This is a genomic window from Aeromonas sp. 3P, from assembly GCF_051919745.1.
GTDB lineage: Bacteria > Pseudomonadota > Gammaproteobacteria > Enterobacterales > Aeromonadaceae > Aeromonas > Aeromonas veronii.
Window position 1 is genome coordinate 4,626,277 of the sequence record NZ_JBQBED010000001.1, and the last position, 12,727, is coordinate 4,639,003.

Genomic DNA, 12,727 nt, shown 5'->3' on the forward strand with positions numbered 1-12,727 from the left:
ACAAAGTGCTGAAAAATACGCAAAGATCGAATAAAAATAGAGCGAATCCCCTGAAGACCCTCGTTCTGTATTGTTTTTTCACTATCCGGGTGATATTTTCGCTGAAGGTTGCCATCGGTTAACTTTTTGTTAAATGGACGATGGTTGAGTCACGCCCCCTGCGGCGTCTAGGGACAGACAAGGTTGTAATGGATGAGCGACGTTGCCGCACTGGAAGTACGTGATCTGCACAAATATTTTGGCACCCACGAAGTGCTCAAGGGCATCGACATGACCGCCCACAAGGGGGATGTGATCTCCCTTATCGGCTCCTCCGGCTCGGGGAAGTCGACCTTTCTTCGCTGTATCAATCTGCTCGAAACCCCCTCATCCGGCACCGTCTCGCTCCATGGCGAGTTGATCCGGATGAAAACCAGCCGCGCCGGCGAGCGGTTGCCCGAGGATATGCGTCAGGTGGAGCGGATCCGCAGCCGGCTGGCCATGGTGTTTCAAAGTTTCAATCTCTGGTCACACATGACCATCATGCAGAACATCATCGAAGTGCCGATCCAGGTGCTCAAGGTGCCTCGCGCCGAAGCACTGGCCAAGGCAGAGCAACTGCTCAACCGGGTTGGACTCTGGGAGCGGCGTGACTACTATCCCGGCCACCTCTCCGGTGGTCAGCAGCAGCGGGCCGCTATTGCCCGTGCGCTGGCGGTAGAGCCCGAGGTGATGCTGTTCGATGAACCCACCTCGGCGCTGGATCCCGAGCTGGTGGGGGAGGTGCTCGGCCTGATGCGCGAGCTGGCCGAAGAGGGGCGCACCATGCTGGTGGTGACCCACGAGATGTCGTTTGCCCGGGATGTATCGAACAAGGTGATGTTTCTGCATCAGGGGCGGGTGGAAGAGGAGGGCAACCCCAAGGAGATTTTCGCCCATCCCAAATCCGAGCGGTTCAAGCAATTCATCTCCTCCATCTACTGATGGCGGGATGCCTGGTTACCCAATCAACTGTTTTATCAAGGAGAGATACATGAACAAGCTGATGCTGGCGACAGCCGTAGTTACTGCCCTCGCGTCCGGTAGCCTGATGGCCAAGGAGTGGAAAGAGGTCCGGATCGGGGTTGAGGGTGCCTATCCCCCCTTCTCCTGGACCGAGCCCAGTGGCGAGGTGAAAGGCTTTGATATCGACATCGCCAACGCCCTGTGCGAAGAGATGAAAGTGAAGTGCACCCTGGTCAAGCAGGACTGGGACGGCATCATTCCGGCGCTGTTGTCGCGCAAGTTTGACGCCATCATCGCCACCATGGACATCACAGAAGAGCGCAAGAAGAAGGTGGACTTCACCCAGAAGTACCAGCACATTCCGGCCCGCTTCGCCGCCAAGAAGGGCACTGACGTGCAGCTCGACAAAGCCTTTATGGAAGGCAAGTCCGTCGCGGTGCAGCGTGCAACCTCCATGGATACCTATATTACCGACAACTTCCCCAATGCCACCATCAAGCGTTACGGCACCGCCGATGAAGCCTATCTCGATCTGAAATCCGGTCGTGTGGACTATGTGCTGGCCGACTCTGCCGCCATCACCGACGGTCTGCTGAAGAAAGAGGGCGGTGATGCCTTCGAATTCGTCGGCCCGAAACTGACCGATCCCAAGTGGTTTGGCGAGGGTGCCGGTATTGCGGTGCGCAAGGCTGACAAGGATCTGAAAGAGAAATTCAACGCCGCCATTCTGGCGCTGCGTGCCAACGGCAAGTACAAGGAAATCAACGACAAGTACTTCGAGTTCGACGTTTACGGAGAGTAAAACAAAGAGATGTTTACGGCGAGTAAGTCCAAAGACGTCTACGGCAAGTAACGACAGGTTGATCCCGTCAGTAGTCATCGGGCCCGTCACCTCCCTGAGGGAGTTTACGGGCCCGCATTGATTGCAATGGAGCTGCACATATTTCATTCGGACTGCTATGGAGCCTTCTGGTTAGCAGGTGCGTGAAGATTCAGTGGCGATGGAGCTGCATATGTTTGATTTGAAAGGATACGAAGCCTCGCTGCTGGAGGGCGCCTGGGTCACCCTGGAAGTGGCGCTGGCCTCCCTGCTGCTGGCGTTGCTGCTGGGGATGCTGGGGGCGCTGGCCAAACTCTCTCCCTACAAGTGGGCCCGGGCCATCGCCACCGGCTACACCACCATCATTCGCGGCATCCCCGATCTGGTGCTGATGATGCTGCTCTTCTTTGGCGGCCAGGTGCTGATCAACGGCATCTGCACCTGGGTCAACGAGACTTACAACAGCTGGTTACTGGAGAGCAATCCCAATCAGGAGTGGGTCTCCCTGCTCCCGGACTATATCGACATCAGCCCCTTTGTGGCCGGTGTCGCGACCATCGGTTTTATCTTCGGCGCCTACATGACCGAGACCTTTCGCGGCGCCATTCTTGCGGTGGACAAAGGTGAGCTGGAGGCCGCACGAGCTTTTGGCATGCGGGCAACCCAGGTGTTTGTGCGGATCCTCTTCCCCCAGATGATGCGCCACGCTCTGCCCGGGTTTGGCAACAACTGGCTGGTGCTGCTGAAAACCACCGCGCTGGTCTCCATCATCGGCCTTGATGACATGGTGCGCAAAGCCTCGCTGGCGGCGGGCTCAACCCAGCAACCCTTCACCTTCTACATGGCGGTGGCGCTGATCTTCCTGATCTTCACCGCAGTCTCCACCTCGGCGCTCAAGTGGGCCGAGCGTCACTATGCCATCAAGACGAGGTAAGCCATGGATTTCTCAATCATTCTCAAAGAGTGGCCCACCTACTGGGAGGGGCTCTATACCACCGTCTGGCTGGTGGCCCTCTCTCTGATCCTTGGGTTGATGCTGGCGGTGCCCATGGGCATCCTGCGTAATAGCCGCAACTGGCTGATCAAGGGGCCGATCTGGGCCTATATCTACTTCTTTCGCGGTACCCCGCTGCTGGTGCAGCTCTTTATCATCTACTACGGCGCCGCCCAGTGGGAGTGGCTGAAGAACAGTGCCGCCTGGTCGCTCTTCTCCGAAGCCTGGTTCTGTGCGCTGCTGGCTTTCACCCTCAATACCGCCGCCTATACCGCCGAGATCGTGCGCGGGGCGGTGCACAATATGCCGCGCGGCCAGATTGAGGCAGCCAACGCCTTTGGCATGACCCGCTGGCAGACTCTGACCCGGATCATTTTGCCCAACTCGTTTCGTCGGGCACTGCCGGCTTACAGCAACGAGGTGATCTTCATGCTGCAAGGCTCAGCGGTGGCGGGCATCATCACCATCGTCGATCTGACCGGCGCGGCGCGGATCATCAACTCTCGCTACTACAGTCCGTTCGAGGCCTTTTTGACCGCAGGGCTGCTCTATATGCTGCTCACCTTTGTCATCGTCTGGCTGTTCAAGAAGTGGGAAGCGCGCTGGCACGCCCACCTGCGCCCGCGCAATGTGTAAGGTGTGATCTGCCAAGATGAGCGAAAATGGCCCCGCCTGTTGCAGGCGGGGCCATTGTTTATCTTTATCCTCCGCCCGTCCGGTTTGCCAAATGGCGGACGAGCAGGGAGAATGCAGCACTCCCGAGCGCCGCCAGCCGTTGGCTGCGTGCCTTATCCCCCAGTTCCCGAGGTTTTATGTACCGGATATTGTTTGAGCATCCCGCTTTCCTGGTTATCGACAAGCAGCCCGGCATCGGCATGCACGACGAGAAGGGGGACGGTGAGTCGGTCAATCCGGGGCTGGTCAATCGCGTGAAGGCCGATACCGGGCTCACCCTCTATCCGGTACACCGGCTCGACAAGATGACCTCCGGTCTGGTGCTGCTGGCCCGCACCACGGAGGCGAATCGTGAGCTGAGCATGGCTTTTGCGGCCCGTGAGGTGAGCAAGCAGTATCTGGCGCTCTCCGATCGTAAACCGAAGAAGAAGCAGGGTTGGGTGAAGGGGGATATGCAAAAGGGGCGCGGTGGCAGCTGGATGCTGGCTCGCACGCTGGAAAACCCCGCCATCAGCTGGTTTGATTCGGTGTCGGTGCGCGAGGGGCTGCGGCTCTATCGCATCAAGCCCCAGACCGGCAAAACCCACCAGATCCGGGTTGCCCTCAAAAGTATCGGCGCCCCCATTCTCGGGGATGAGCGCTATGGCGGCACGCCAGCCGATCGCGGCTATCTGCACGCCTGGCGACTGAGTTTTACCCTGGCGGGCGAGCCGTTCGACTTTGTCTGTCCGCCCGATGTGGGGAGTGAATTTGTCACTCCCGAGCTCATGGCCGCCATCGCAGCCCTTGCGCCCTGATGCTGATGCGCCCAGCACCTGACACCATGATCCATTCAGCGAAAGAGCGTGATCCTGACGGACGTGCACCGCGCTGGATCCTGGCCGACTTTGACGACACCCTGGCCCCCGGCGACAGCCACGCTGGTCTGCTGCGCTATATCCTGCGCCGCCGGATCTGGCCGCTGCTGCTGTTGCCAGTGATTGCGCTGGGTGGGTTGGTCTATTTGTTACCAAGTCAGCTGCTACCCAGCCAGCGGTGGCGCGGTATCTCCCTTATCTGGTGGGCCATCACGTTGGGGCTTTCCCCTTTGGGCTGGCGCAAGCTGGTGCGCGCCTATTGCCGCACCAGGCCGGGGCTGTATCGTCAGGCTCGCGAATTGCTGCAAAGCGAGGGCGCGCGCTGCTGGGTGATCTCCGCCAGCCCCTGCGCACTGGTGCGAGCCCAGCTCTATCAGCAACTGCCCGGCCAGTTGCCCCACCGGATCATTGGCTCGCAGATGCGCTACCGTTTTGGCGGTCTGATGCCGTGCTTCTATTGCCACGGTCAGCACAAGCTGCTGCCGGAGATCTGCGCCCTCGAAGCCGAGCTGGCGCTTAGCGACAGTCTGCACGATCTGCCGCTGCTGGGGTTGGGGAAAGAGGCGTGGCTGATCAATCCGACGCCCACGCGACTGCAAAAAGCTCGGGGGCTGTTGCCTCATCTCATTCCACTGCGCTGGCAGTTGTAAGGCAAAGCTGACACCCTTGCCGTCCGCAATGAGCGTTGTGGCAAGGGGACTCACTGTTTGTCACACTTCATTTACATCTTTTGCTGCCAGTTGCGAAAAACTATCTGCAACTCGCCTCTTCTCTTCCTGCTACGCCCTGCTTCTAATGAAACAAGTTGTTAACACTTGCCGCGCCGCTGGGTGCTGCAATCCGTTTTAACCGAATCAAGAGCAAGGAGCGCCCGATGAATGCCACCTCTTCCGCCACCCATACCATCAATCCGTTAGGCACAGACGGTTTCGAGTTTGTCGAGTACACAGCCCCCGATGCCAAGGGGATTGCCGCCCTCAAGAGCCTGTTCGTTTCGCTCGGGTTTGCCGAGGTCGCCAAGCACAAACACAAGCAGTGCTGGCTCTACCGGCAGGGGGATATCAACTTTGTGGTCAATGCTGAGCCTCACTCCCAGGCGGAGCAGTTTGCCAGCCTGCACGGGCCGAGCGTTTGCGGCATGGCATTTCGGGTGAGCGATGCGGGCAAAGCCCAGCAGTACGCCATCGCCAAGGGGGCCAAGCCCTTTGTCGGCAAGATTGGCCCGATGGAGCTCAATATTCCCGCCATCTACGGTATCGGCGAGAGCACGCTCTCCTTTGTCGACCGCTACGGCGACAAAGGCTCCATCTATGACGTGGATTTTGTCTTCTACCCCGACTGGCAGGCCCGGATGGCGGAGGTGGATGCCGGTCTTATGGAGATCGATCACCTGACCCATAACGTGCATCGCGGCAATATGGATGTCTGGTCCAACTTCTATGAGCGGATCGGCAACTTCCGCGAAATTCGCTACTTCGATATCGAGGGCAAGCTGACCGGGCTGCACTCTCGCGCCATGACTGCTCCCTGCGGCAAGATCCGCATCCCCATCAACGAGTCGGCGGATGACAAGTCCCAGATCGAGGAGTACCTGCGCCAGTACAAGGGGGAGGGGATCCAGCACATCGCCATGGCCTCCAGCGATATCTACCAGACCATCCGCACCCTGCGCAGCCGCGGTACCGGTTTTATGCCGACGCCGGATACCTACTACGAGAAGGTGAACAGCCGGGTCGAGGGGCACCAGGAGGATCTGGCGGCCCTCAAAGAGCTGCGCATCCTCATCGACGGCTCCCCCACCAAGGATGGCATCCTGTTGCAGATCTTCACCGATACCGTGATAGGCCCGGTCTTCTTCGAGATCATCCAGCGCAAGGGCAACGAAGGGTTTGGCGAGGGCAATTTCAAGGCGCTGTTTGAATCGATCGAGCTGGACCAGATCCGCCGTGGCGTGCTGGATGGCGGCGAGGATGAGAAGGGGGCCCGTAAAGAGGGAGCGAGCAATGCGTAACTGGATTAACTTTCCCCACCGGGAGGGAACCCACTCCCGACAGGCCCATGCCGACCTGCCGGAACAGGCCATCTATGAGCGCGAGCTGGGGCGTAGCGGCTTTTTCGGCCCCGCCACCCACATGCACCACAAGCATGCCCCCACCGACTGGAGCAGTTGGGAGGGGCCGCTGCGGCCACGGCTGTTTGACCTCAATGCCCTGCAGGAGGAGGTGAGTTCCCTCTCCCCCTGGGTGGCCCCCGACATTCTCAGCAACCCCCACTGCCGCTATCGCATCTGGCGGCTCTCCGAGGCGATGCCGTTTCTGGTGCGCAACGCCGACGGTGACGAGCTGCTCTTTATCCACGAGGGGGGCGGTGAGTTCTTCTGCGACTACGGCCACCTGACTCTTCGCGATGGCGACTACGTGGTGATCCCCCGTGGCACCATGTGGCGCATCGAACCCAGCGCACCCATGTTCATCCTGATGATCGAGGCGACCAACGACAGCTATCAGCTGCCGGACAAGGGGCTGGTGGGCAATCACGCCATCTTCGACCCGGCGGCGCTGGATGTACCCGCCATCAACGAGCGCTTTTTGGCCCAGCAGGATGAAAATCCCTGGTCGCTGCAGGTCAAGCGTCACGATCAGGTGTCGGTTATCACTTGGCCGTTCAACCCGCTGGATGCACAAGGGTGGCACGGGGATTTGTGCGTGGTGCGCCTCAACTGGCGGGATATCCGCCCGCTGATGAGCCACCGCTACCATCTGCCGCCGTCAGCTCATTCGACCTTTGTGGCGAGCCGCTTCGTGATTTGTACCTTCGTGCCGCGCCCCATCGAGAGCGATCCCGGCGCCCTCAAGGTGCCCTTCTATCACAGCAATGACGATTATGACGAGGTGCTCTTTTACCACGCCGGGGACTTCTTCAGCCGGGACAATATCGAGCGGGGCATGGTCACCTTCCATCCCGCCGGTTTCACCCACGGCCCCCATCCCAAGGCGTTTGCGGTAGGGCAGGCCTATGCCAAGAAGTTCACCGACGAGGTGGCGGTCATGCTCGATACCCGCGATGCGCTGAACGTTGGCAGTCTGTGCGAAGGGATCGAGAACACCCGGTATGTCTCCAGCTGGCAGCGCCCGGACGCTGCTGCCGGTAAATAAGGAATCGCTTATGAAATTGGCAACATTGAACAATGGCAAGCGCGATGGCGCTTTGGTGGTGGTGAGCCGGGATCTGACCCGGGCGGTACGGGTGAGCGAGATTGCCCCGACGTTGCAGACCGCCCTCGACGAGTGGGCCGAGGTTGCCCCCAGGCTGGAGGCTGTCTATCAGCAGCTTAACGAGGGCCGTGTGGCCGAGGCGTTCCCCTTTGACGAAGCGTCTTGCCTCTCTCCGCTGCCGCGCGCCTATCAGTGGGCCGATGGCAGCGCCTACGTCAACCATGTGGAGCTGGTGCGCAAGGCACGCGGTGCCGAGATGCCGGAAAGCTTCTGGCACGATCCGCTGATGTATCAGGGAGGCTCCGACAGCTTTTTGGCTCCCCGCGGGCCGATTGTCATGGGTTCGGAAGAGTGGGGGATCGATTTCGAGTCGGAGGTCGCCATCATCACCGACGATGTGCCGATGGGGGTGAGCGCACAGGGGGCCGCCAGTCACGTCAAGCTGCTGATGCTGGTCAACGACGTGAGCCTGCGCAACCTCATTCCGGGGGAGCTGGCCAAGGGATTTGGCTTCTTCCAGTCCAAACCGTCCAGCGCCTTCTCACCGGTGGCCATCACCCCGGACGAGCTCGGCGATGACTGGCGTGATGGCAAAGTGCATCTGCCGCTTCTGACCCACCTCAACGGTGCCCTGTTTGGTGCGCCCGAAGCCGGGGTGGACATGACCTTCAACTTCTTCGAGCTGATTGCCCATGCCGCCAAGACCCGCCCCCTTGGTGCGGGCTGCATCATCGGCTCCGGCACCGTCTCCAACTACGATCGCAGCGCCGGTTCATCCTGCATCGCCGAGCGCCGCATGCTGGAAATTCTTGATTGTGATCAAGCTATAACCCCCTATTTGCAGTTTGGTGATAGAGTGTCGATCGCGATGGAAGATCGCTCTGGCCAAAACCTGTTTGGCACCATCTCTCAACAGGTGGTGCCAGCGAGCGGTCAGGGAGGTTGATGGCCAGCGCCGGTTGGCGGCAAGGATATTCGGGATATGTCCGGATCACGACGAGCCCTCAACCGGTGCCGGATACACAAGGAGGCAGGTGGCGAGCACCTGCCGGGCTTCGGGCCCAGATAAGATGCAGGGACAGATTATGTTGCAGTTGTTTGGCTATTGGCGTTCGTCGGCAAGTTTTCGGGTGCGGATCGTGTTGCAGCTCAAGGGGCTCGCCTACGAGCAGCACCCCATCAATTTGCGGCAAGGCGAGCAGAGCGAGAAGGCCTATCGCCGGATCAACCCGCAAGGGCTGGTGCCGTTTCTGGTGGATGGCGATGTGCAGATCGGTCAGTCGGTCGCCATCATGGAGTACCTTGACGAGACCTATCCAGCCTACTCCCTGATGCCCTCTTCCCCCGACGCGCGGGCCCGAGTGCGCCAGATCGTCAACATGATCGCCTGCGATATCCACCCGCTCAACAATCTGCGGGTGCTCAACTATCTGGAAGAGCACTTCAGGGCTAACAACGAGCAGGAGGCTTGCTGGTATCGCCACTGGATTGACGAGACCTTCACCGCCCTCGAACAGCTGTTGATGACCACCGCCGGTGTCTACTGCGTCGGCAACGAAGTCACCCTGGCCGACTGCATGCTGGTGCCCCAAGTCTACAACGCCCGCCGCTACGACATGACCCTGGACGATTACCCCACCATCCGTCGCATCGTCGCCAACTGCGAACAGTTGCAAGCCTTTATCAAGGCCGCCCCCGCAAACCAGCCGGACGCGCAGTGACCTACTGACTTGAATCGCGGGATGGCATCAACACGCCATCCCGCGCGTTATATCTCCTCATCTCTTTATTTCCCTTCTGTATGCGCCTTGCGTGCCTCGTGTTGACGGCTGAATGTCGCCAAGGATCCTGCACTTGTCACACTTATCAATATTTTGCATCGATTGAGTCTTTGTTGTTGGTGTTTTGGGCTGCCAGTCACACTTAAGTCAGTTGATTGGGCCTAGTATCGCCACGCCAGCGGAACAGCGGAAAGCAGAAATGCGCACAGGTCGCCTATCAGGGGGCCTTGGCTACCTCCCTGGTTTCCACGGTTTATCCGCACTGCTCTTTTTCGTGTTTACGGTTTGATGGCCCGCACTGTCCGGCCCGTGTCACCGCGCAGATCCCTTGTGACAGCGGCAGGTTGACTGGCGTGCCACCGCTTATTTGCAACCACTCTGTGCAACAAGGAGATCTCATGCATTCCTTCAAAAAGTGCGTCGTCGCACTCTCCATCAACCTTGCTCTCTTCTCGTCGGCGTTCGCCTGTACCACCTTGCTGGTCGGCAGCGAGGCCAGCGCCGATGGCTCCATGATGGTGGCCCGCAGCGCCGACAGCGATGCCCTGAAAGCCCAGCATTTCGTGATCCATCCGGCCAAGCAGGGGCAGAGCGGTATGCACAGCTCCAAGGCCCACAACGGCGCCAATGATTTCAGCTATCCCTTGCCGAAAAACTCCCTGCGCTATACCACGGTACCGAACTGGAAGACCCAGCTGCACGGCGCCACCGGGTTCAACGAGAAGGGAGTCGGGGTGAGCGGCACCGAGTCCATTTTTGCCTCACCCGAAGCGCTCGCCTTTGACCCCTATGTGGAAGATAAGGGGATCACCGAGGATGACATTCCCGATGTGTTGCTCTCCCGGTCCACGTCGGCCCGCGAGGCGATCACGTTACTTGGCAACATCATCGAGACCATAGGCGCGGGAGAGGGATTTGGCGTCGCCGTGGTGGATGATAACGAGCTCTGGTATCTGGAGACCGCCACCGGCCACCACTGGATGGCGCAGCGTCTGCCGAAAAATCACTATTTTGCCACCAGCAATCAGGGCCGCCTGCAGCAGTACGATCCGGCCAGTGCCGACATGATGGGCTCGAAAAATCTGATTGAATTTGCCACCGAGAAGGGGCTCTACCATCCGCAAAAGGATGGGGCGTTCAACTTCTCGAAAGCCTATACCCGCGATGACGAGCGGGATCGCACCTATAACGATCCGCGGGTCTGGACCATCCAGCAGATGTTCAACCCCTCGCTCAAGCAGGCGGTGGATGCCGGTCGCCAGTTCCCGGTCACCCTCTCCCCCGAGAAGAAGATGACGCTGGAGGAGGTCAAGGCGGTGCTGCGCAATCACTATGACGGCACCGAGCACGATCCCTACAGCAAGGGGTTGAACGGTCAGGAGCCGTGGCGCCCTGTCAGTGTGTTTCGCACCTACGAGTCCCACGTGATGCAGGTACGCCCCTGGATGCCGCGCGAGGTGGGGGAGGTGACCTATCTGGGCCTCGGCATGGCGGATCTGACCGCCTTCGTTCCCTACTACAGCGGTCTGGAAGCCTATCCGGCCCACTATGCCATGGGCAGTGACAAGGCCGACAGCGACTCCATCTACTGGAAATATCGCAAGCTGCAGACCCTGGTGATGACCGATTACCCCAAATTGGCACCCATAGTAAAGCAGGCTTACCAGAGCTGGGAGGCGAAGATCGCCAAAGAGCAGAAAGAGATGGAAGCCAGCTATCTGAAAACGGTCAAAACCGACAAGGCCGTCGCCAACAGCATGCTCAACGGTTTCAATCTGCGGGTGATGCAGGAGGCCGAAACGCTGACCGACGATCTGACCAACCAGATCTTCACTGTGCGCACCCAGGATATTCAGGCCGATATCTTCTTCGCCAACAAGGCGAAAAAGGACTGATTGCACCCCCATGATGTGGTGGTACGGCAGAGCATGTCGTAATCCAATTCCTCAGTATGGTGATCTTCTCACTGTCACCCCGGTTATAAGAGGACTACATAACGAAAAGCCTTCACGGAAGTGAAGGCTATTTTGCAGAGAGTGTTCAGATGGTCACGACGAAGCCTATCTGGCTAAAAACGGTACTCGATATGGAGGGTATGGCTGTCGAGCCCCGGGTTCTTGTCATACATATAGGCATTGGACATGTGCTCATACTGATAACCGATCAGCCAATTCTTGGTGATGGCGTAACCGAGACCGATACCCAGGGCGAACTGGAAGGGGCCGCCGTAATTCTTGTAGCCGTGGCCGCGAGTGCCAAATTGATACTGATCGAGCCAGACCATTTCGCCGGGGAGCCAGGTTACCCAGTTACCCCATTGGCATGCGATACGGGCGCCGCCCCCCAGTCTGGCGGTCTCTTCATCTTCTACCTGGAGCGTCCCGGCACGTAGCCCCAGTCCAAATTGACAGCCTGAGTCTCCCCAGCGCCAGAACATATGGTGGAACTTGGCATCGGCGATTTTAATGTCGAGCTTTTCCTTGCTGAAGGCCTTGCCAAGCTGCAGTACCACGACATTGTCATTTGCCATTGCAGACGGACTGGCCAGCAGTGCTGTCAGCAGGCCGATCCTTGATAGAGTGTTAGCGTCCATGCCCCCTCCTGTCTTATTGCTACCTGTTTCACTGCTGATTCAATCGAACACATATCAGGCATAGACAACGGGCAAGAGTCTTGTCAATTTGTGATAGAAAACTAAAAAAAAACATGTTGGCTAATTAATGGTCTATCACGAGCTTTCCATTCGGCTGAACTTTAGATGCTGCGCCCGCTTTGTTCGTTACTTGAACAGTCTGGTTTCGTGAGGAGATGAAGTCGGATCAATGCGTTTAATTTTATTAAACCAGTGATTTGATTACTTGATATATCTGGAAGGCATCTATAAGTGTTACTATGTTTGCAATAGAGTTTCCTTACATCATCTAGCTTCGCTTGGCAATAGGTGTAGTTCTCAAAAATAGATAAAGTCACGTAGCGATAACATATATAAGAACTCTCTAAATTGTATGTTTTCTCACCATCAATTCTTGAGTAATTCAATCCAAGCTATCACCCATGGTTTGATGATTTTAAATCAATTTAAAAACAATAAGTTACTTGATGCATCATGTAAAATGGTGTCTGGGGGCAGGATTTATTGAGTGTTGACTCAATCGTGACTGGTTGATAGTATGCGCCGAAAATAAATACAAGCATGATTTGCGTCACATAATGACGCTTAATGCACGGGTTGGATATTTACTACGCAATCAATATTGCTGTTTTTTAAACCGGCAATGTCCGCTATTGCTCCCCCGTTTTTGTTTTTCTCATTCAATTTGCCTGCTTTTTGTCCGGGAAGGTGTCATTGCCGTGCGGTAGCTATGTCTATTCACTTTAGTGGCAATTGTCGTGCGGTAGCC

12 protein-coding genes are annotated in these 12,727 nt (G+C 57.8%); 11 read left to right on the forward strand and 1 reads right to left on the reverse strand.

Features of this window, described 5'->3' with window-relative positions:
• Positions 1–192: 192 nt before the first annotated feature.
• From ACTG19_RS21535 to ACTG19_RS21585, 11 genes are all read left to right on the forward strand, one after another.
• On the forward strand, positions 193–963 hold the full coding sequence (locus tag ACTG19_RS21535) for an ABC transporter ATP-binding protein (RefSeq protein ID WP_005337310.1): 771 nt from the start codon (positions 193–195) through the stop codon (positions 961–963).
• 49 nt (positions 964–1,012) lie between these two features.
• On the forward strand, positions 1,013–1,786 hold the full coding sequence (locus tag ACTG19_RS21540) for an ABC transporter substrate-binding protein (RefSeq protein WP_204382999.1): 774 nt from the start codon (positions 1,013–1,015) through the stop codon (positions 1,784–1,786).
• 211 nt (positions 1,787–1,997) lie between these two features.
• The gene (locus tag ACTG19_RS21545) at positions 1,998–2,738 is read left to right on the forward strand and encodes an ABC transporter permease (protein WP_005352911.1); all 741 of its coding nucleotides are present in this window, start codon (positions 1,998–2,000) and stop codon (positions 2,736–2,738) included.
• Between the two features lie 3 nt (positions 2,739–2,741).
• Positions 2,742–3,434 carry an ABC transporter permease gene (locus ACTG19_RS21550; RefSeq protein WP_005337302.1) on the forward strand — a complete coding sequence of 231 codons (693 nt, stop codon included), beginning with the start codon at positions 2,742–2,744 and terminating at the stop codon, positions 3,432–3,434.
• 176 nt (positions 3,435–3,610) lie between these two features.
• Entirely contained in the window at positions 3,611–4,270 is a 660-nt protein-coding gene (locus ACTG19_RS21555; RefSeq protein ID WP_439989550.1) for a TIGR01621 family pseudouridine synthase, read from the forward strand.
• A gap of 26 nt (positions 4,271–4,296) precedes the next feature.
• Positions 4,297–4,980 (forward strand): HAD family hydrolase, encoded by a 684-nt coding sequence (locus tag ACTG19_RS21560; protein WP_439989551.1) that lies wholly within the window; start codon positions 4,297–4,299, stop codon positions 4,978–4,980.
• 224 nt (positions 4,981–5,204) lie between these two features.
• Positions 5,205–6,341, forward strand: coding sequence for a 4-hydroxyphenylpyruvate dioxygenase (hppD, locus tag ACTG19_RS21565; protein WP_421221660.1), 1,137 nt, complete (start codon positions 5,205–5,207; stop codon positions 6,339–6,341).
• Entirely contained in the window at positions 6,334–7,485 is a 1,152-nt protein-coding gene (locus ACTG19_RS21570; RefSeq protein WP_439989552.1) for a homogentisate 1,2-dioxygenase, read from the forward strand. Before hppD ends, ACTG19_RS21570 begins: the two co-directional genes overlap by 8 nt.
• 10 nt (positions 7,486–7,495) lie before the next feature.
• The gene (locus ACTG19_RS21575) at positions 7,496–8,491 is read left to right on the forward strand and encodes a fumarylacetoacetate hydrolase family protein (RefSeq protein ID WP_439989553.1); all 996 of its coding nucleotides are present in this window, start codon (positions 7,496–7,498) and stop codon (positions 8,489–8,491) included.
• Between the two features lie 139 nt (positions 8,492–8,630).
• Positions 8,631–9,266 (forward strand): maleylacetoacetate isomerase, encoded by a 636-nt coding sequence (gene maiA, locus ACTG19_RS21580; protein ID WP_180343339.1) that lies wholly within the window; start codon positions 8,631–8,633, stop codon positions 9,264–9,266.
• A gap of 458 nt (positions 9,267–9,724) precedes the next feature.
• On the forward strand, positions 9,725–11,221 hold the full coding sequence (locus ACTG19_RS21585) for a C69 family dipeptidase (protein WP_439989554.1): 1,497 nt from the start codon (positions 9,725–9,727) through the stop codon (positions 11,219–11,221).
• 173 nt (positions 11,222–11,394) lie between these two features.
• Here the strand turns inward: ACTG19_RS21585 and ACTG19_RS21590 are convergent, their stop codons facing one another.
• Positions 11,395–11,919 carry an acyloxyacyl hydrolase gene (locus tag ACTG19_RS21590; protein WP_323968588.1) on the reverse strand — a complete coding sequence of 175 codons (525 nt, stop codon included), beginning with the start codon at positions 11,917–11,919 and terminating at the stop codon, positions 11,395–11,397.
• Positions 11,920–12,727: the final 808 nt, after the last annotated feature.